The 20,972-nt window shown below is 38.8% G+C and carries 20 protein-coding genes, 1 pseudogene and 1 riboswitch; of the genes and pseudogenes, 7 read left to right on the top strand and 14 right to left on the bottom strand.

Annotation, left to right across the window (positions count from 1 at the left end):
* Positions 1–53: 53 nt before the first annotated feature.
* Positions 54–671: a CadD family cadmium resistance transporter gene (locus ACFQ4A_RS14130; RefSeq protein ID WP_382401738.1), complete on the bottom strand. Its 618-nt coding sequence runs from the start codon at positions 669–671 to the stop codon at positions 54–56.
* Positions 672–712: 41 nt separating this feature from the next.
* Positions 713–1,081, bottom strand: coding sequence for an ArsR/SmtB family transcription factor (locus ACFQ4A_RS14125; protein ID WP_382401736.1), 369 nt, complete (start codon positions 1,079–1,081; stop codon positions 713–715).
* Between the two features lie 425 nt (positions 1,082–1,506).
* Between ACFQ4A_RS14125 and ACFQ4A_RS14120 the strand changes: the two genes are divergently transcribed.
* Entirely contained in the window at positions 1,507–2,613 is a 1,107-nt protein-coding gene (locus tag ACFQ4A_RS14120) for an IS4 family transposase (RefSeq protein ID WP_382401734.1), read from the top strand.
* 372 nt (positions 2,614–2,985) lie between these two features.
* Here the strand turns inward: ACFQ4A_RS14120 and tenA are convergent, their stop codons facing one another.
* Both tenA and ACFQ4A_RS14110 read right to left on the bottom strand, forming a co-directional pair.
* Positions 2,986–3,672: a thiaminase II gene (gene tenA, locus ACFQ4A_RS14115; protein WP_382401732.1), complete on the bottom strand. Its 687-nt coding sequence runs from the start codon at positions 3,670–3,672 to the stop codon at positions 2,986–2,988.
* A gap of 91 nt (positions 3,673–3,763) precedes the next feature.
* A riboswitch (TPP riboswitch) is annotated at positions 3,764–3,866 on the bottom strand.
* A gap of 212 nt (positions 3,867–4,078) precedes the next feature.
* Entirely contained in the window at positions 4,079–5,341 is a 1,263-nt protein-coding gene (locus ACFQ4A_RS14110) for a transposase (RefSeq protein ID WP_382401730.1), read from the bottom strand.
* Positions 5,342–5,358: 17 nt separating this feature from the next.
* Here ACFQ4A_RS14110 and ACFQ4A_RS14105 point away from each other — a divergent pair, with 17 nt between their 5' ends.
* The 3 genes from ACFQ4A_RS14105 to ACFQ4A_RS14095 all read left to right on the top strand — a co-directional run bounded on the left by ACFQ4A_RS14105 (position 5,359) and on the right by ACFQ4A_RS14095 (position 6,279).
* Positions 5,359–5,613, top strand: coding sequence for a hypothetical protein (locus ACFQ4A_RS14105; protein WP_382401728.1), 255 nt, complete (start codon positions 5,359–5,361; stop codon positions 5,611–5,613).
* 163 nt (positions 5,614–5,776) lie between these two features.
* Positions 5,777–5,899: an FbpB family small basic protein gene (locus ACFQ4A_RS14100; RefSeq protein ID WP_382401726.1), complete on the top strand. Its 123-nt coding sequence runs from the start codon at positions 5,777–5,779 to the stop codon at positions 5,897–5,899.
* A gap of 218 nt (positions 5,900–6,117) precedes the next feature.
* Complete coding sequence (locus ACFQ4A_RS14095) at positions 6,118–6,279, top strand: Spo0E family sporulation regulatory protein-aspartic acid phosphatase (RefSeq protein WP_382401724.1); 162 nt, start codon at positions 6,118–6,120, stop codon at positions 6,277–6,279.
* A gap of 101 nt (positions 6,280–6,380) precedes the next feature.
* On the opposite strand, the gene ACFQ4A_RS14090 is transcribed toward ACFQ4A_RS14095, so the two are convergent.
* On the bottom strand, positions 6,381–6,587 hold the full coding sequence (locus ACFQ4A_RS14090) for a hypothetical protein (RefSeq protein WP_382401722.1): 207 nt from the start codon (positions 6,585–6,587) through the stop codon (positions 6,381–6,383).
* 93 nt (positions 6,588–6,680) lie between these two features.
* Between ACFQ4A_RS14090 and ACFQ4A_RS14085 the strand changes: the two genes are divergently transcribed.
* Both ACFQ4A_RS14085 and ACFQ4A_RS14080 read left to right on the top strand, forming a co-directional pair.
* Entirely contained in the window at positions 6,681–6,911 is a 231-nt protein-coding gene (locus tag ACFQ4A_RS14085) for a hypothetical protein (protein ID WP_382401720.1), read from the top strand.
* Positions 6,912–6,981: 70 nt separating this feature from the next.
* Positions 6,982–7,317, top strand: coding sequence for a YolD-like family protein (locus tag ACFQ4A_RS14080; RefSeq protein WP_382401718.1), 336 nt, complete (start codon positions 6,982–6,984; stop codon positions 7,315–7,317).
* A 140-nt stretch (positions 7,318–7,457) separates the two neighbouring features.
* Here ACFQ4A_RS14080 and ACFQ4A_RS14075 read toward each other — a convergent pair.
* From ACFQ4A_RS14075 to ACFQ4A_RS14035, 9 genes and pseudogenes are all read right to left on the bottom strand, one after another.
* A pseudogene (locus ACFQ4A_RS14075) lies at positions 7,458–7,616 on the bottom strand (JAB domain-containing protein); the annotation flags it as partial.
* 143 nt (positions 7,617–7,759) lie between these two features.
* Positions 7,760–9,628, bottom strand: coding sequence for an ATP-dependent DNA helicase (locus tag ACFQ4A_RS14070; protein ID WP_382401716.1), 1,869 nt, complete (start codon positions 9,626–9,628; stop codon positions 7,760–7,762).
* 195 nt (positions 9,629–9,823) lie between these two features.
* Positions 9,824–10,759: a tyrosine-type recombinase/integrase gene (locus ACFQ4A_RS14065; protein WP_382401714.1), complete on the bottom strand. Its 936-nt coding sequence runs from the start codon at positions 10,757–10,759 to the stop codon at positions 9,824–9,826.
* A gap of 186 nt (positions 10,760–10,945) precedes the next feature.
* Complete coding sequence (locus ACFQ4A_RS14060; RefSeq protein WP_382401712.1) at positions 10,946–12,418, bottom strand: multicopper oxidase family protein; 1,473 nt, start codon at positions 12,416–12,418, stop codon at positions 10,946–10,948.
* A 395-nt stretch (positions 12,419–12,813) separates the two neighbouring features.
* A complete protein-coding gene (locus ACFQ4A_RS14055) occupies positions 12,814–14,307 on the bottom strand; it encodes an IS5 family transposase (protein ID WP_382401710.1) in 1,494 nt (497 codons plus the stop codon).
* Positions 14,308–14,429: 122 nt separating this feature from the next.
* Entirely contained in the window at positions 14,430–15,041 is a 612-nt protein-coding gene (locus tag ACFQ4A_RS14050) for a class I SAM-dependent methyltransferase (protein ID WP_382401708.1), read from the bottom strand.
* A gap of 207 nt (positions 15,042–15,248) precedes the next feature.
* Entirely contained in the window at positions 15,249–16,742 is a 1,494-nt protein-coding gene (locus tag ACFQ4A_RS14045; RefSeq protein WP_382401706.1) for a multicopper oxidase family protein, read from the bottom strand.
* A gap of 195 nt (positions 16,743–16,937) precedes the next feature.
* Complete coding sequence (locus tag ACFQ4A_RS14040) at positions 16,938–17,153, bottom strand: CueP family metal-binding protein (protein WP_382401704.1); 216 nt, start codon at positions 17,151–17,153, stop codon at positions 16,938–16,940.
* Positions 17,154–17,229: 76 nt separating this feature from the next.
* Positions 17,230–19,320 carry a heavy metal translocating P-type ATPase gene (locus ACFQ4A_RS14035; RefSeq protein WP_382401702.1) on the bottom strand — a complete coding sequence of 697 codons (2,091 nt, stop codon included), beginning with the start codon at positions 19,318–19,320 and terminating at the stop codon, positions 17,230–17,232.
* A 291-nt stretch (positions 19,321–19,611) separates the two neighbouring features.
* On the opposite strand from ACFQ4A_RS14035, the gene ACFQ4A_RS14030 reads away from it, so the two are divergent.
* Complete coding sequence (locus ACFQ4A_RS14030) at positions 19,612–20,805, top strand: IS256 family transposase (protein ID WP_382401700.1); 1,194 nt, start codon at positions 19,612–19,614, stop codon at positions 20,803–20,805.
* Positions 20,806–20,972: the final 167 nt, after the last annotated feature.

The raw sequence follows: 20,972 nt of genomic DNA, 5'->3' as shown, positions 1-20,972 counted from the left end.
ACGTGCACTACAATGGCATTTGGGAGCTGGTCTTTATTCCCCAACTGCGCCCGTTAAAGGAGGAATGATAATAAAGCGTTGAATGTGCCATTTTCAAACATAATATAAATTCCTAGCCCTATAAAAACAATTGGAACAATCCAACGTTCATATTTCTCAACTTTTTCAGAAACAAAATCTAAGGAAGCTAAGCGATAGCTGACATAGCATAAAACCGCCACCATAATTAAAAAGACAATAATAGCAACAATGATTTCGAACATATTTAACGCCGTGAAGTATGGTATATAAATGGAAAAGTCATCCGCGCTGGAAGCTAATACAATGAAAGTAACCGTTAAAAATAATTGATTAAACTTATCTGAGGAGAATAAGGATAAAATGTTATTTTCATCTTCCTCCTCTCCCCCTTTAATCCATGTTTTCACACCTAAGTAAAGTGGTACAAGTCCAAGTAGTCCTACAACCCATTGCTGGGGAATTAAATTCGCAACCCCTAGAGCAACTAAAAGACTTAATCCTATAATAATTGCAGTCCCTATATATTGTCCTATCCAAATATGTTTTTCCTGACCTTCTTTTATTTGTGAAAACAAAAGAATTAATATAACGAGATAATCAATTCCTGTCGCTACATAAACAGCGGCAGCTGTAAGTATCGTTGTAATCATTTTTCCACCTCCAGAATATTCCCCGTAATCTTTTTTGCTAATTAAATATTAACCTCTCCCACATTCCTTTGTGTCAACGCAATCGTCATTATCTCCTTGATATGTTCACCATCTAGAGAATAAAATGCAAGTTTCCCTTTTCTTCGGTACTTCACAACTCTCTGTTTATGAAGTTTTCGTAAATGTTGAGAAGCATTTGCAACTGTGATACCTATAATATTTGCTATATCGCACACACATAGCTCTTCATCTTGACACAAAGCATAGGTAATTTTTGCTCTATTTTCATCAGCAATGGCTTTTAACATTTGAGAAACACCAGAAATATCTACTGTCTGTAAATCCCCTTGTATTCGATTGACCTTTTCTTCGTCATAACAATAAATCTCACAAGTATCTTTCTTTTTCATATCATCACCTCATCCTCATTCAAATATTTGCTTGAATATAGTCTAACCGTTTTTCATTTATTACTCAAGTGATTACTTGAATGATAAATAAAAAAAGAATTGGGAAATCCCAATTCTAATAAAAATTTCTTCAACTAAATGGCCCGTTTGTTTAAACTCGATTCATCACACACTCTATATTCATTTTACCATAAATATTCAGAATACCCTATAAAATCAGGTAAGTAAATTATCTTTGATAATTTCTTCCACCAAAAATGTGTAACAAATTACATACTAATTTGTAACCACTAGCGTTGCATAAATAATAAAAGAAAATTGATAATCTTGTTAATTATCCAAAACATAGGTTTCTGGGTATAAAAAAATCCTTTATAATGGAATTGGTGGTTGTTGTCCAAATCCAATATAAAGGAACTCAGAATATGGACAATCATACACTATTATCATCATTTGGTAAATGGGTTGCACCCATTAATATTGAAAAACTTACAGAACAAATTACGCAAACCGGGCAAGATCGCTATACGAAAAAGTTTACGACTTATTCGTACATCAAACTGTTATTATTGTCCCACCTGGAAGAAGTGGAAAGCTTACATGCAATGAGTGATACACTTTTTGACGACGACGTTCAACAGGAATTGGGACTGGATTCAATTAGTGTTTCCCAATTGTCACGAAAACACCGTACTGTGGATCCCAATTTGTTGGCATCCATCTTTTATCAATTAGTTGGTCAGATACGTCATTCTCAACCAGGTCGAACAGTTATGCCCGTGAAAATCATTGATTCGAGCACAATGCCATTAAACCTGACGAATCACCCATGGGCTACCTTTCGTAAAACGAAAGGCGGCGTCAAACTGCACTTGCGGTTGGTATTCATGGAAAATGGTTCTTCTTATCCGGAATACGCCAACATCACGACGGCCAACGAACACGATCGTAACCAACTAGAAGTGTTGGTGGATGACAAGGAAGCAACCTACGTATTTGATCGTGGTTACATAGATTATGAGCGTTTTGACCGCATGACGGACGACGGTTATTTCTTCGTCTCCCGGTTGAAGAAAAACTCGATTACACGGACGATCAAGGCCTTTGAGGTGGAACAGGGTTCCACAATCGTTACCGATCAAATGGTAGCTGTCGGTGGTCCAACAAAGCGCATGGATAATTTGTGTCGCTTAATTGAAGTCGATGATACAAAAGGCAATCGACTGCGTCTCATCACAAATCGGTTTGACCTAAAAGCCAGCGAGATCAGTGACATGTATCGTTCACGCTGGACGATTGAATTATTTTTCAAATGGCTGAAACAGCACGTTAAAATCAAACATTTTTATGGCCATAGTGAAACAGCTGTGATAAACCAGATCTTTTTAGCGCTGATCGTTTATTGCCTGCATGTGCTCATTCAACTGGAAACAGAATCCAGGAAAACCATATTGCAGATTAGCCGTTTATTAAAAGCGAAACTGTGGAAGGACTGCCGTCACTGGCTTCGTCGCATCAGCGGCATACCATAATCAATTAAGTTGTCGGTGTCCCTTCCGGATTAAATGGATAATTTTACCAAATGGACAATGCCACTTTTTTATTAAGGTTTGTCTTTTTGGCGAAAAATAGAATTAAATTAATTACCGAATATTCAATCTATATTAATGCAACGCTAGTGATTTGTAACAGGAAATGAAAGGGTACAATAGCTATTGTATCCCTGCGAATTGGGATACATTTTGCCATACAAATTTACTTCTATTTTCACATAAAATCCCTTCATATCAATAAAAAATGACTATCAAATTAATCTTCATTTTGATAGTCATTTTTGCTTACATTTTTAATGTTTGCGATAGGTACGGAACCCGTTAGGGTTACCCCGCCTTTTCTTTCTGTGCTTATGCATCTGCTAGTTCTTTTACTGGCCACATTGAAGTGTTTTCTGCCATATCCCAGAACATATATTCAAAGTAGCTCGTTTGTATGACAATTTCCTCCATTTTTTTCAGTTCATGCTCTGGTTTATCTTTTGCGATATCATTTATTAAATGAAGACAGTCGTCGGCAATTTTGGTAAACCCATCGGAAGAGTACATTTTAACCCAGTTTCCATATAACTCATGGTCTAAAGCGCCTGGCCATTCAGCTAATTTTTTTCCTATCCAATTATAGCTCCATGCACAGGCGAAAACTGCTGCAATGGCATTTTCTACACCACCCAGTGCAGCTTGGCTAATCATGTAGCTAGTATATGCCGTCACTATTGCCGATGGTTCAGTTGCTTCCAGTTGTTCGTTTGAGATACCGAACTTTTCCGCATATTCACGGTGTAAGTCCATTTCAAAGTTCATTGTTCCATGGAGTAGGTTCGCAAAAATCGTCATCGTTTCAATGTCATTTGCTTTGGCACTTCCGATTGCAAACACTCGGGAATACTCGATTAAATACACATAATCTTGCTGCATATAATGAATAAACTTCTCCTTATCGAGTGTCCCCTCCCCGATTCCTTTGATAAATGGATGTTCCAAATAACTATTCCAAACTGGTTCGATCTTTTTGAATAGGCGATCACTAAATGTCATTGTATCTTTTCTCCTTTTTGTGATTTTGAATAATGAATCAAAAAAACCATTCCACTATCTGAGGAAATGGTAGAATCATAGATACAATTCGTGCGTATCGCCACCACTTCCCTACGCTAGTATGACCTAGATCAGGTTCAAAGGGTCAAGACATGTCTTTCTCAGCAAAAAAATTTGCTCCCCTAGTGATTCATATATTCAATTAACTCTAGCCAAACATAAATTGAATTTTTTGTCAAATTGGTTTCTTTTAAGTTTACCGATTTTCAAATTATAACTCGATTCCAATCGGTGCTTTTTAGTGTGAGAAAGTGGAATTTACGTTTTTGTGTTGGAAAGGTCTATTTTTCCCAGCACAAATAAACGTCCGGAATGCACGTTTTTAAAAATTATTCAGTTGCTTTATTCAAAGTTTAAATGCAAGCTGCCGTGGATTTTTCGGTTTTTCAATATACTTGAAATGCTGGATTCCATGCTTGTCCTTATGTAGTATGGCTTTAATGCCTGACGAAAAACGGTAGAGGAACATTTTAATCCGATCCCTACTCTTAATACCCTTCGCCCGTTCGATCACGGCTTGAAAGAAACCATTTTGCTTCTCTATTTTCATTGTCATGAAGGTGATCATGATGGCTAAAAGCAAGTACATTCTTTTCAGTCTCGTTAGCGTTCTGACACGAATGTCCTCCAGTTGAAATTCCTGCTTTTGGACACGAAACATCTCTTCTATCCGCCATCTGGTAATATAAGCCTTTAAGATAGAAAGCACTTCAGCTTTTTTCCTGACCTGTTTATTGGTCAGCAGCACCATAGGCTCTTTTCCGTATCCGTAAACGACTACCATTGTGAGTTTTCTGCCCTTCATGGAAGGGATTTCAACCGTAATATGAGACACTTTTAAATCATAGACGGTTCCCTTAATTTCAGTGCGGAAATTGATTTTTCCTTTCCGTCTGATCGCCAAATCATGTACTGATAACTTTTTATTCTGATACAGTAAATGCCGATTTTTCTTTAATCGGATAATAAAATTGTCCCCCTGTTTCAGCACCCTTTTTATTACTTCAATATTGTCATAACCGCGATCCATGACAAAAGTGGCCGTCTTCTTGCCAAGCAGGTGATCCACATAGCGAAAGCCTTTATACGTTTCCTCGTTTTCACTGATGAAGCCGGTCTCAGCGGACGAATACAAATGCGAATAAACAGGAATGGGATGCTTCGTCTCGGGGGAGACCGCGATCATATTGGTTGTCCAGTAGCCATCCTCAATCTTACCGGTCGTTCCATCTCTGACACGTCCCAGTGCTTCCATTTTTGAGGAAGCTGGTTTTACAATCTCAGAGGTATCCACCAGAATTAAATTATCTTTTTCCTTCAAATAGGGTTTCACGATTTCTTCATAGTTTTCCAGCAGCTTATCTTCTTCATGAAACTCTTCCATACGGCTGGATAACCGTTTTATCGTCTGTATTGCCTCGATTGGTTCCTCAAGTGCCCGAGCAATCGTAGACAGTAAAACGGACTTGCCTTTTGCCAGACCGAAGAAAATATCCATCATGAAATTTTTGTTGGGCTTTTGCATCCCTTTGCTTAGTTTTGAAGCGAAATCAAAAACAGATCGTTTAGTGGTATAAATATCCTGATTAAATGTGTTAGAATTAGACATAGAAAAAGTCTCCTTTTGTGTTTAAAAATTTTGTTTTGGTCGATGAAATTTTGACAGACATCCTGGGGGCTTTTTCTTTTATTTTACCATTAAATGGTTCCATTTTGGACAAAAATAACGAAAAACAGGCATCCGAAAGTGCTTTTTTGCACCAATTTTCGGATGCCTGTTTTTATTTCAAAGTCAAGCTTTATTTTTGGGTAAACTTAAAGGTTTCTGAGAAAAGTAACGCCAAGAGAATTTTTAGTGATGAAGGAAAATTACCATGCTGATTTTAAAATAGTAGTATGCTAATGTATTTTGTTCAACCAAAAGTTATCAGACATACACAAAAACAACGAGTTTTCACACATTTGTTAGAATTTTGTTGTTTAGTAGTAGGGATTTTGTACTATAATATAATTAGAAATAGTCAGATAAAGGGAGTGAGAAGCTATGCGGGGACAAATTAGCATAGAGGAACTTATTGACCTAAATAAAGAGGATTTACTCAATGATAAAGAAGCATTGAAGGAAATCGAACAAAAACTTGATGAAAAATATTCAAAGGAAACCTAGCGGGAGTAAACCTCGCTGAGTGTTTCTATTATTCCATTGCGTTTATAAGGAAGAAAAAACTGGATCAGCCACTGCTTAACGACAACAGAAAATGTTTAAACATTTTCTACCTATAACTTCATCTTTTAACTAGTGTAGAATTTGATTTTTTTGTCACAAAGAAGTTAAGTGAAGGTAGTATTATGGTACCATTATCACAAACATTCTAAGGAGATTAAATGACACAGACTTTAAGTCACCTATCGCATATTATCGAACAGAAAAGAGAACAAATGCTGTCAGTGGCCAGTAAGTATGGTATGGAAAATGAAAAAACGTTGGAATGCAGCCAGGAGCTAGATAAGTTAATTTTGGAATATCAAAAAAAGAAGAAGACATAGATGACTTATCTTTTTAGGAGAGAGAAAACCTGTTAAACGTGTGAACCATGAGTTACATAAACGGTCTATGTTGGCATCCGTTTAACAGGGTCATCTTCTATTTATTTCATCTTATATATTTTAGCCTCTCCAGACAACTCCTTACAGATCAGATCACACTCTTCTTTGCTTGGCACATCCTCGTAAACACGGTACTTACGTGCAGTCATACCCGCATCAGTGAACTCTCCGTAGTAATCCTCTTCTAAGCGTTGCAAGTCCTGAACCGACCCAAACCCAACAAGGTGTCCCGGTAATTTCTTTTCCATGATATCCCCTCCTACAACTATAATCGAAAAATATTGACAAAAGGGGGCATCGAAAATAAAATTTTTATGTATAATGGAATGCAGGTGATGAAAATGAAATGGAAAAACCCACCACATAGTGGGAAATATAAACTAGTAGCCACCAAAAAACATACAAATGATATTGGTTTAATTGTACTCGGTCCGGATCGGAGAGAATACTCCTGGAACAGTGTATCTTACCTCCCTGATGGTGAGCTGAAGGATTATTTATTGTCCATGAAAGACGATATTGAATCCGGCGCATTTGACATTGAATTATTAGACCAAGAATTGGAAGGATAAGGTCCATTTTATATGGGCCTTATTTCTATGTTATAATACAAACAAACGTTTGTTAATAGGGGGTACTGAAATGAGTTCAGTCAACGACAGAGGCACTAAAAAATGGACAGCTATGATGATACCGGAACATGAGGAAATGTTACAGCAAATGTGGGATGAACAAAAATATAAAGAGAAGCCGATTTTGGATGAACAAAAGCAGTTTGAAATAAACAGCAAACTACAGCTAGCAATTAACAACGACCTCACTGTTGAAGTTGAGTATTATGATCACGATGTGCATGACTTCCAGACCATTAAAGGCAAGTTGATTATGGTTGATAATCTGGCCAGGGTGTTGCGATTTGATGATGCTAGTAGTACAGTAGTTTCCCTCAACGATGTAATGGAAGTTGTTGTTGATTAAACTCCCTTCATCCGATAGGGTTTAGGGTTCCCAACATTTTGTCCACATTTATTTCATTATAAGTCATTTTTTATGTTTATTCCTAACCATTGAAATTCACAAAGGAACCCTCAGAAGGATTCCTTTGTGTCTGTCTGACCTTAAATGTACCCTTTTTCTTTTAAGGAATAAAATCTCCTATCCCCAATAATAATGTGATCAAGTATTTCAATACCGGTCATTTTGCCACATTCTACGAGACGTTTTGTGACATCAATATCTTGACGGCTCGGGATGGGGGTTCCAGATGGATGGAAATGGTTAAGTTCATTTCAGGTAAGTTCAGCGTATTTTAGCTAACACTTAATTTTCTTGTTTTAAGCTAAAGATTTATAAAAAGAAAAAGTGTACGCTCAGCGAAATTTTATACAGAAAAAGCTGAACGTACTCCAAATTTATACTTTTATAATTTTTGTAATGAAGAATCGACAAAACCATTTGCTTGTGCAAAGTCCTTTAATTCATTAAAAGGAACTAAATTATTTAATGGAATTGAGTTTAATATTTGATCTTTATAGTTTGTATAGGCACGTGTATCCAATATACTTACTATTCCTTTATCGGAATCTGTTCTAATTAACCTACCAATCCCCTGTCGCAATTTCATTATCATTTCTGGCATTAAAACTTCCATTTTATCATCATATAAGGATGTTTTATATTGAATTATTGGATCTGGAACTGGAAAAGGCAATCTAGGGATAATAACCTGTGACAGATCTTGTCCCTTGATATCAATACCCTCCCAGAACGTTCCTGTTGCTAAAAGAATACCTTTGCTTTTTGTAAATGATGAGATCACTCCCTCTTGGGATGATCCTGAGTGTTGCCGTATTATTTCAAATTCACTGGAATATTCATAAAGGTGTTCATTAACCTTATTTAAATCTTCTTTACTTGTAAATAGCACAAGACACCTACCATTAGTTAATTCAGACAATTTAATTATGTATTCAGATACACCTTCCAAATATGATTCTTTATTTTGTGTAGGACTTGGGATATCATCTGCAATAAACAATCGTGCGTTTTCTTTATATGGAAATGGAGATGATTCAATATCACCTTTGAATCCATATTCTTCGTTAAATCCGATGCTATTTTTTATATAATGGTACGGATCATCCAATGATGGCTGTGTTAGTGTTGCCGAAGTAGCAACCACAGGTGTATCATAAAGGAATAACATGTCCTCGAGCTCTTTATTGATTTCCTTCGGAGCAAAAAATATCGTTATTTTGTTTTTAAGAGTCAGCCAAAAAAGAAATTTAGAGTTTTCTTGATTACAAAGTTCAGTTATTAAAATCATAAAGTCTTCCATTTGTTCGATGGTATTATCTAATAATGATTCATGAGCATATTCTGTAAGCTGTACCCCATCATATAATAACTCAAATATCTCTATAAGAGAGTCTAATTTATTCTTTGAAACGTTTACGGGATGTCTCATTTCATTATTTAACTCATCGTTTTCCCGAATAGACTTTTTTACATCCTCGAATATATTATTAAACATTTCACTGCTGCATCTCTCAAATTCTTTAATTTTAGCTTGGTATTCATTTTTATATAACTGATTTCTCCGAAGAACTTTATCTATGTTATTAATCATAAAATTCACTTTTTTTGATGACCATTCCCTTTGAAGGGCATTCCTTGTTTTCTCTTCCAAATTGTGAGCTTCGTCTACTATTATTGCCAAGGAATTTTCATATATTATAGGATTTCTGTAATCATTAACCTTAAGCAAATGTGCCACTAATAAATCTTGATTTATAATAATAATGTCCTTTAGCCCTGACTTAATATCCTGTCTCATCTTGTAGAAAGCACAATCACGGTGAAATTTACAATTTTGGTAAGTGCACGAATCAACCTTAACCTGATCCCACAGATCATCACTTATCCCGTTTTTTATATCACTTCTTTCATTCACTGTACCGTTTTGAATTTTCTCCAACAAGTCTTCTGGAAATTCTTTAGTTTTTCCTATATTAAATGCCCTTTTCATACAGGAGTAATTGCCTTGTCCTTTTCCTATAACTGTTTCAGCTATTAGGTTACCGACAATTTTCCTTGCTTGTTCAACATCACCTAATAATTGATTTTGAAGCTGTATTGTTGATGTTGCAATAACTACGGGTATATTTAATACTTTATTTATAATTAATGATGGAATTAAATATCCAAATGATTTTCCAATACCAACGCCAGCCTCTTTAATTAAATTTTTATTATCAAGTATTGCTTCTGCTACATCGAATGCAAACATTTCTTGCCCGTCTCTTCTTTCTAAACCCAGTTCTTCAAATCTTTCAAAGGTAGCATTTAATCTGTTGAAAACTTCTAATTTTTGTTCTCTTGTAAATCGATAGCTAATTTTACTTACCCCCGTTTCTATTTCCCCATTGATGTAACTACAAAAGATGCAATTTACGCAATAACTGGAAATTAAAAGTTTATCAGTTCACCCTTTAATCAAATTTAGCTTTTCTTTTATTTGCTTTCTACTTACTTGGGTATATCGCGCAGTGGTTTCAATGGCTGGAGTCCCCTTTTTTGTAATATGGCCGAGATAATATGCAATTTCCTCCATTGTCCAACCGGCCTCTCTAGCTCGATGTGCAAAATCATGACGAAGATCGTGAAAGGTTATGTCTTTTATAAGCTTCCACTGATCGATTGTAGCTTTCTTTTTCAAACCTCTGAACCAATGGTGTATACCTGCTTCTGTTAACCGTACAGCTCTCTCAGATGTAAAAATGTAATGACTGTTCTTTTTTCTTTTTCCTTTCTCTAAAAAATCAAAAAGTGGGCGACGCGCTTGATTTTTTAAATCGATCTCTCTTGCTTTATTATTTTTAAATCCCACACGAAGCCAACCAACTTTCGGCCCCACATGTACATCATTTTTCATTAACCAGGAAACATCGCTTACACGACATCCTGCCCAATAACCAAGAGCAAACATTGCCTTCCCACGAAATGATTCTTCCCGTTGTTCAACTAATGTTCGAAGAACATATCGCTGATCCTGACTTAATTCCCTTGGCGCAAGGAGAGGCTGCGGGGGAATTTCCACACCCTGAGTCGGGTTTTGTTGTAGTAAGCCTTTTTCTATCAACCAACGCGCAAAACTGGATACGGCTGATTTAACGCGGTTACGATAATTAATGCTGTACTCATTGGCTTCTAATTCTTCAAGGTACATTTCCATGGCTGTCGTTGTTAGCTGTTCCGGCATAAATAAGCCTCCACTTCCTGGCCGTTCCGATAACCAAGAAGTAAACTGCCAAATGGAACGTAGATAAGCATCGACAGTCTTATTTGATTTGTTAGAGAGAAATTGTTCATATTCTTCCAAAAGACTTTTTTGCTTGGGAAAAGAAATCACGTTCTCCATTGAATTCACCCCTAAAAATTCTGTTACGAGTTTTCACTTCTCATTTTACCACTCTTAGATCTATTTTTCCTCCAAAAAGTTAAAAACTCGTAACAGAAGGTTAGTTCTGTTACGAGTTTAGATGTTTTAGTTTTTCCTTTTTATATTTATGTCCCTTTGAATTCCTTTTAAAAAATGAAACGTTCTTCATTCTTCAACTTCAAACTGACCCATCATACCTGCATCCTCATGTTCAAGAATGTGGCAGTGATACATAAATTCACCTGGGTGCTTAAAGGTAGCAATAACCCTGACTTTTTCATCTGGATTAACGAGAACAGTATCTTTCCATCCTGTTTCGTTTGCGGGTGGTGGGTCCCCATCACGATCTAAAACCTGGAATTGTACGCCATGCATATGAAAAGGGTGCATCATACCTCCCATCATTCCCATACCACTCTCGTTGGTAATTTCCCATATTTCCGTGTCATTCATTTTCAACTCTTCATCAATCCGATCCGCATCGAACTGTTTTCCATTAATATTTACCCTAGGTCCCATTCCTTCAAAGGCAAATTTCCTCGTTTTCACCGCTTGATCGGGATCTATTTTATCAACAGTAGTTAATTTGGTTGGAATTGTATAATCTTCCGGATCTCCGCCCTTTGCTTTAAACTTCATAAATTCGGATCCTTTATTTTCTAATTGGACCGTTTCGCCCTTTTTCAAATCCGAAAAATCAACGAGAATTTCTGCCCTTTCAGCGGGGCCTAGAATAATTTTGTCCATTTCCTCTGGCTCTTCAAGAAAACCACCATCACTAGCAATTTGATGAAATGATTGGTTATTATTGAAATTCAATTCATAAACACTTGCATTGGATCCATTCAATAAACGTAGCCGCACCATGCCCCTTGGAACTTTTAAAAATGGATTAACAGCACCGTTCACAAGCATTGTATTTCCTTGCAAACCATTCATCACATCACGCATTCCCAGATCATAGTCAATTCTTCCGTCCGAATCAAATCTTTTATCCTGCAGAACTAATGGTACATCATCCACTCCATATTCTTTCGGAATATCCAAACGATCGGAAACTTCATCCTCAATTAAAAACAATCCTGCTAAACCTTTATATACCTGCTTTCCTGTTTCCTGTTCAGGATGAGGATGATACCATAAAGTGGCTGCCGGCTGTTCTATTTTGAATTCGGGGGACCACGATTCTCTAGGTTGGATTCCGGAATGTGGCCCTCCATCTTCATCACCATCCACTTCGAGACCATGCCAGTGGATAGTTGTCATGTCATCCAGTTTATTTTTCACCTTTACAGATACTTCCTGACCCTTGTGAACCCGAATCACCGGGCCAAGGTAATTACCATTATACCCCATTGTTTCTGTCTTTTTTCCGGGGACAAACTCCTTTGTAGCGTTTTGCGCCGTCAAATGAAATTCCGCTTTACCCGGATCAGGATCATGGTCTTTTAATAATGGCGGTATCGGAAGGGCTGTTTCTTTCGTATTAATTGTTTGATTATCCGTATTATCAGATGGCTGTTTCATGGATAAATCCGGCAATTGTCCGGGCATATCCCGTCCCTGTACAAAAAAGAGAATGAGTACCCCTAGGATGATTATGACCCCAGCAATTAAAATGCCAAAATTCTTCTTCATTGTTTTTCACCTATTCGCTAAATAAAATTGTGATAACAAGCTATTATCGATAATGGGTCATACCCCTTACTTTTTTATGGCGAGCTTTACAGCAATATATACGACAGCCCCAATTACAATTAGGTTAATAATATACCCAAAAATCCCGAAACCTCCCATCATTCCATTAAACCCATCCATCATTCCTCCGTGACCATTCATCATCAGTAATCATTCCTTTCCTTAACTATTAACTAGCGAAAAATCTTTATCTAATCCGTTATACTAAGTTGCATGTTCTGGAATATGGTATACCTGTCCCTTCTTGACCTATTTTTGGGGGTATATTTACTATTATCCCTTCATCCTAAGCGAAGAGACAGTAAGAACACTATTTAGGGACTGCTGAACGATTTTCAAACAGCCCATTTTAGTTCTACAGAAATCCCAAAAAAGCGTTGGAAAAAATAATAAAAAAGAAGGCGGAGTCTGCGCTCCAGGTTCATTACCAGCAGTTGTATGGAAATGACCGTTTCACTTGTTTGTTGAAGGCGTGCGAAAATAAGCCCCATCCCATAGTGGCGCTTGCCTTCTCCAAATTTGCCTTCGATTTCGTTTCGTTCCGCGGCATCCTGTTTGGCCAGCTGTTTTTGTATTTGGGCCTTCTCTTTCGATGGACGTCCGAGAGCGGGGCCGCTGAGACGGATCCCTTTTTCTTTACAGTATTGACGGTTCTCGCGGTTTCGGTAGATCTGATCGGCAAGTATGGCTTCCGGATAATGACCAAACCGGCTTTTATACCTTTCAGCCGACTCCTGAAGTGTCGTACCCTCGTTGTAGTTGTCCCAGTCAAGGTTTTCCATCAACGCATAACCATTTACCAAGCTGACGGATACCTTAGCGCCAAATTCTGTGCCGGCCTTGGCCTTGCCGCGCACAATCGGGCGCACGTGAGGCTGTGAAATACTGACGATCCGATCATCGATACGTTTTGAACGTTTATCATACATGTCACGCTGCTGGCGGCACAATTCACTGATGACAAGAAGTTGCTTGTACTCCTGTCTTGTCAATAACGATAAACTGCTTTCTTCCTTGAGGCTGGAGACAATCTTCAAATCACGTTCAACGAATCCCAGTTGTTTGCCAATGGCTTTGCGCATTTTCTTAGCTTTTGGTTTACGCTGTTTGGCAACGGACAAATAAGCTTTTCGGGCCTTCTGGCGATAGGTGCGGGGCTTTTTCTTCTTTCCCCGATGCGGTGCATGCAGCACATCGATGATATGTTCCAGCTTTTCGCGTGCTTCATTTAACAGGCCCAGGTCCGTTGGATAGGCAATATCTGCAGGCGTACAGGTTGCATCCAAAAGCAATTTCCCTTGATTAGCTGGCTGATCATCGGATTGTGTATCAGCACTTTCTGAAGACGTATTTTCCGACGGTGGGGCATCGTTATCATCTGAATCGTCATCCTGGTCGTCATCATCTTCCCGGCTTTGCCCAGCCAGTTCTTCCATAACGATTGCTTCATTCAGTTGATTGATCATGTCTGCATCAAGCCGCTTACGAAAGTGTGTCATCATCGAAGGATTGAATGGTGCCTCCTCCTGAAATTCGGGCAAGCCAATGAAGTATTGAAGATACGGGTTTTCTGTGATCTCTTCAACCGTATCCCGGTCACTTAGGCCTTTACGCTGTTGAATGTACAGCGCCCCAAGTGCCATACGAACGCTGAATGCTTGCTGGCCACGAGATGAGCGTTTCATCGTATTGGCATAGGCTTCTTCAAACTGCCACCAGGGAATAAGATTGGCCAGAACGACCCAACGGTTTTCTTTATTCAATTTGCCGCCAAATGGCAGGAAAAAATCTTCTGGCAAAACAAGCTGATTTTCGGTCATTTTATACATGTTTAACTGCCTCCAGGTGCAAGGGTTTTGAACGAATTCTTATAAAAGTCCTTGCACCTATATTCGACATAATACGATCAAATTCCTTGTATGTATTGGATTTTTTGTTTGTTCAGCAGTCCCTATTTATTAGGGCTAAGGGAAAGACGTCGCATGACTGAACCAAATAAATGCACTTCATTCTCGACCTTTAAACCGGCCCGTTCAATATTTTGTATCGTTCTCCTGTTAATATTGGCACCATACGTACCGACCACAATTGGATTTATTACGTCCATTGCTTTGCCAAGAATCGGATTATCACTCCGCATGTGTTCCAGAAGGAGAATTTTACCACCCGGCTTACACACTCGCCGCATCTCTTTCATCCCTTGAATAGGATCAGGTACAGAACAATACACGCAGGTTGCTACAATAAAATCAAATGTGTTGTTTTCGAAAAACATCTCTTGTGCATCCATTTCCAGCAATTTCAAAGGAAATGATATCTGCCTCGCTTGCTTACGGGCGTGGCTTAACATCCCCTTACTGAAATCGATTCCTGTAAGCTGGATATGATCGGGATAGTACGGAAGGTTGGAACCGGTGCCGATACCAACCTCCAAGATTTCACCGTGTAGATCATAAAGGAGCTGTTTCCGCCATTTGTCTCTAATCATTCGATCCATCAAATTGTAAACATGGGAAATGCGATTGTATCTTTTCTGGATGACTTCGTTTCGATTGGACTTCATTTTCTATCCCTTTCCAAAAAACCTTATTCCATTACCCTAAGGGTGGTGATTCATATAAATTTCTTCCTGTATTGGTCATTCCTTTTTAATGGTTTCCCAACTGATTCAGGACGATTCTATCCTTGTTAACTTCCTCTGTATTTAAACCGGGGAACATAAAATAACAACAAAGGGGTTCTATCCCCCCTTGCCCTTTGATTCTGAACCCTATTCCACTTTAACCTGTCCCATCATACCGTTATCTTCATGTTCGAGGTTATGGCAATGGAACATATAAACACCCTTCTCCTTAAATTGCACAGCTACTTTTACTGTCTCATCCGGCTCTACGGAAATAGTATCTTTCCAGCCCTGCTCATTTTTCGGTGGTTCTTCTCCATCTCTGGAAAGGACTTTATATTGAGCCCCGTGAATATGAAATGGATGGACCATCCCTCCCATTTCATCAGGCTTATTATAAATTTCCCATACTTCGGTATCCCCTTGTTCCTGGGTGAAATCAATTCTGTCCGGATCAAACTTCTTCCCATTTATCGTTACTTTATCCATCATTCCATAGAGTTCCACCTTCTTTGCTACGGGCAAATTCTTTTCTTCATCTGTAATGGAAAAGTCATTCATCTTGTCCGGAAGGTCGCTATCCTCTCCCTTTTGATCCGAAACCTCAAATGGTAAAAGGGTAGATCCATCCTCGTCGTTTATTAACGCCAATTCATCTTCCGCGTCAAGCTGTGAAAAATCGATAACGATTTCAGCCCGTTCTGATGGTGTTAATGTAATTTCATTTAATTTTTCCGGTTCATTTAACATTCCCCCGTCCGTTGCGATTTGCTCAAAGGAATCCCCAGTATTCAATTTAAATGTGTAATTCCTCGCATTAGAGCCATTTAATAAACGCAGACGAACCTTTTCTTGATTTACCGTCAACTTGGGGTTTAACGTTCCATTAATCAAGGACGTATCGCCAACGGTTCCATCCTCATTCATTGCAGCACTGTAGTTTAATTGCTTCTCATCATCGAATGTTTTATCCTGAAAAATCAAGGGGATATCATTTTCGCCATACTTATCCGGCAATCCGAGATCCTCTGAATTGTTATCTTCAATATATATTAATCCAGCAAGTCCATTGTATACCTGCTCAGCCGTTTCTCCATCCGGATGGGGGTGAAACCACAGTGTTGACGCCTCCTGTGTCACTTCAAATTCGATTACTTTTTCTTCTCCCGGTTTTAGAGATTCATGTGGGCCGCCGTCTGCTTCCCCTGGTACCTCCAGCCCGTGCCAATGAAAAGTTGTCTCCTCATCCAGATCATTTATCGTTTTGATTTTCACCTTATCCCCTTTATTAAAGCGAAGCACCGGTCCTAAAAAGTCCCCATTATATCCGAGTGTTTTCGTTTTAGTACCATCGAATATTTCAGTTTCTCCTTTTTGGGCCCGAACCGTGTATGCAACTTCATCTTCCTTATCACTCTCACTTCCAAGCGCGGCGGGTATTTCTAATTCATTTTCTCCTGTTGAATCGGTTAAGTTTGGCTCTTCATCATGATCCATATGACCTTCCATATCATGATCCATAGCTTCTCCCATGGAATCAGAATCTTCTTCGGGTGCTGGTTCATCATTCGTTGCACAGGCTGATAAAATAAATATAGTCATTAAAGAAATAAAACTTAATAATAATATTTTCCTTTTCATTGTCCTAACTCCCCCAAAATAATTTCTGTTTACTAATCAGTCTTCTACAGCAAAGCATTAGTCATATAGATGGTGATAGAAAAATAATGATTTGTTAATTAGTCGGCACACTACGAACTTGGCTATGTAGCACTTTGTACTTTGTTTAAATAGTTAAAATGTTTATTTTTAGTAACGTTAAATACAATTGCAAACTTAACCTAACTGCATAATCGTAATGCATGTTTTGTCTTCCTCAAATGTGGAAATCTCAGATGATTTTTCTTTACCATCTTGTGTAATTGTTACATTAAATATATCGTCACGCGGAAGCCATAGATCAATAAACCCATTGGCTTCCGTCTGCTTCATTTCATCTAAAATAACATTGCCTGACGAATCTTCTACATGGACCTCAAGAATTGCTATCATTTTTAATCGTATTTTTCCATTCCCCTTGTTTATCCACATCGGATTATACGGTATCGCCATCGTTCGAATAGTTAATTTATGCTTTTAGAAGCTTGGCATTAATAGCTACAATAATAGTACTCAGACTCATTAATACAGCACCAACTGCCGGGCTTAATACGATACCAATTGGAGCTAAAACACCTGCTGCAAGTGGAATAGCCAAGATATTGTACCCGGCTGCCCACCACAGATTCTGAACCATTTTTCGGTAGGTTTTTTTCGATAAGTCAATTAAAGAAACAACATCTTTCGGGTTACTTTTGACAAGAACCACATCGGCTGTTTCCATGGCTACATCAGTACCAGCCCCAATAGCAATCCCTAAATCGGCAGTTGCCAGTGCAGGGGCATCATTGATCCCATCGCCGGTCATGGCGACTTTCCATTCCTTATCTTTCATGATTTTCTTCACTTGATCTGATTTTTGATCGGGTAATACTTCTGCGTAAACCTCGTCAATATCCAATTGTTTGGCAACCCAGTTGGCAACTTTCATGTTGTCACCGGTGAGCATAATGGAATGGACGCCATTTTTCTTTAACGTGGCAATGGCTTCTTTCGCTGTCTCCCTTACGATATCTGCCAGGGCAATCATGCCAGCTATTGCATCATCTAACAAAACAAACACAACTGTTTTTCCTTGTTCTGACATTTTGTCAAATTGTTTCTGATCATATGACAGACCGTTTTCATTAACATATCCAGGGCTTACCACATTAACTTTTTTATTATCAATACTCCCCTGGATTCCTTTTCCAGTAATGGACTCGAAATCGGCTATTTCCTTGAGCGATATCCCTTCGTCTCTAGCTGATTTTACAATACCAGTTGCAATTGGGTGTTCTGAATGTTGTTCTAAACTAGCCGCCCAGTTAAGAACTTCTTGTTCTTCATATCCTTGATTTGGAACAATATTGGTTATGCCGAACTCTCCTTCTGTCAGGGTTCCTGTTTTATCAAAAACAACTGCATCTAAATTCCTTGCCCCTTCAAAATTGGAGCGATTTCGGATAAGTAATCCGTGCTTAGCAGAAAGAGAGGTAGAAACAGCTACGACCAGTGGTGCGGCTAAACCAAGCGCATGAGGACAGGTAATAACCATAACCGTCACCATTCGTTCTAAGGCCACATCAAAGGCATACCCAAGTGCGAGCCAAATAAACAACGTAATAAACCCAGAAGCAAGAGCAACGTAGAACAGCCATTTTGCTGCTTTATTTGTAATGTCCTGTGTTCGAGATCTTGATTCCTGCGCTTCTTGAACCAATGTGATTACTTGAGATAAATAGGAATCTTCCCCTATTTTATCAACTTTTAGGGTTAGCGACCCTTCCTTATTAATCGAACCACCAATCACTTCATCTCCATTTTCCTTTTCTACGGGCACGGATTCTCCAGTAAGCATGGATTCATCAATAGCTGAATTTCCGTCCATAATGATTCCATCGACAGGTATTTTTTCACCTGGCTTGACAAGAACACGGTCTTCACTTTTCAACTCGGATACCTTTACATCCTGTACATTACCATGTTCATCTAATTTGTGGGCTTCACTGGGCATAAGCTTAACCAGTTCCTCCAGTGCATTGGATGCCCCCATAACCGAGCGCATTTCAATCCAGTGTCCTAGAAGCATAATGTCAATTAATGTTGCCAGTTCCCAGAAAAAGTCGCTTCCTTCTAAACCAAAAACGGTTAACGAACTATACACATATGCAACTAAGATAGCTAGCCCAATAAGGGTCATCATACCGGGATTTTTATCTTTTAACTCACTAACTGCTCCAGTAATAAATGGCCAGCCACCGTAGAAAAAAATAAATGTAGCAAGCACAAATAAAATATACTGATCATATGGAAATTGCCAATCCACTCCAATGAAACCTTGGATCATCGGCGATAAAATAAGAATTGGAATGGTGACGATAAGCGAAATATAAAACCTCTTTTTAAAATCCTTTACCATGTCACCATGATCATGATGTTCATGACCACTGTGTCCACCGCCATGATCATGGTCTCCGTGCGAACTATGGTTAGCATGATTATGTGCCGCCCCATGTCCGCCATTCATATGTCCAGCATGGTCATGTTCACCTTGTTCATGTACATTATGGTCTGTCATACATATCAAACTCCTTTAAAAATTTTTGAATAAATATCCTTTTTAAGGATAAGATATTCCATTTATATACCATACCCCTCCATCGTATTTTGTATTCCTTATTTTAAACATTCCCGTATATAAAAGCAAGTATTAGAAATATAAATATAAAAGTAAATCTATAGATAAGCAATTCAAGAGAGCGTACAATATTTTGTGTAAACGACTGTGATGAAAGATGGTCATAGAAAAAGGAAGACCCTTTCCTGTAGAATAGAATTAGCTACAAAACACCCACAGGAGGTCTTCCCTATGAGCCATCTTACTACAGATTTGCTTGAAGCACTAGCCCAAAAACAAGATATTGAAGAAGTTTTTCGCTGCCATCTGGAAACGGCGATCAATCAGCTTTTAAAACATGAACTAACGGCTTTTCTGGCCTATGAACCTTATGAGCAGGCTGGCGTTAACTCTGGTAATTCCCGTAATGGATTTTACGGCCGGACGTTCAAAACGGAATACGGCAGCCTTGAGCTGCATATTCCAAGAGACCGCAACGGTGCCTTTCAGCAACAAACTCTGGCGCCTTATAAGCGTTCCAACGACACATTGGAACAATTTATCATCCATTTGTACGAAAAAGGCATCACAACGGATGAAATCGCCGATTTGATCGAAAAAATGTACGGTCAGCACTATTCCAAACAAACTGTATCCAACCTGACTCGTCTCGTGTCAGAAGACGTCCAGGCTTTCCATGAACGCCAATTGGAAAAGCGCTATGTCTGCATTTATCTGGATGCCACACAAATCCCGATCCGGCGCCAAAGCGTGGAAAAAGAATCGGTCTATATCGCTATTGGCATTGCGGAGGATGGCGGCAAAGAAGTGCTGGACTTTACCATTGCCCCAACGGAATCCGCCGAGGTGTGGGAAGAGCTGGTCCAGCGTTTATCTGAACGTGGCGTTGAACACGTTCTTCTGTTTATTTCGGATGGTTTGAATGGCATGACAGATGCGCTGCATCGCGTCTACCCGAAAGCCAAACATCAGGTGTGCTGCGTTCATGTTTCCCGCAATATCGCTAACAAAGTGCGTGTGAAAGATCGCGCCGCCATTCTGGATGACTTCAAGGCTGTTTATGAGGCTGAAAGCCGCCAGGAGGCGCTGAATGTCCTGGACCAATTTCAAAACAAATGGCATAAAACGTATCCACGCGCTGTCAATGCGGTGATGAAACAGGATCGTCTATTAACGTTCTATGATTTTCCGGCATCCATCCGACCCAGCATCTATACAACAAACCTCATCGAAGGATTTAACAAGGAAATCAAACGCTACGTTAAACGCAAAGAACAGTTTCCCAACGAAGATGCCCTGGAACGTTTCCTGGTGACCCAGTTTTTAGACTATAATCATAAGTTCGGTATGCGGTGCCACAAGGGCTTTGGAAAGGCAAAGCCTGAATTACTGCAAATGTTTGAATCGCTGGAGGAGAAAGTTTAAACGATAAAAACACTGGCTAACGAAATTCAAAAGGGATAGGGTCATTTACACAAACTTGTTGACGCCCCCCAATTCAACGATTAAGCGAACATATTAAAAATAAAACAATCAATCTATAATGGACCCAAGATTCTAGACACGAAAAAAGGAGATGTTAAGGTAGGTTT

Origin of the sequence: Lentibacillus salinarum, assembly GCF_042679865.1 — a bacterium.
Taxonomy (GTDB): Bacteria; Bacillota; Bacilli; order Bacillales; family Amphibacillaceae; genus Lentibacillus; species Lentibacillus salinarum.
Note: the sequence above shows the minus strand (reverse complement) of the source record. Positions and strands in the feature narration are given on the sequence as shown.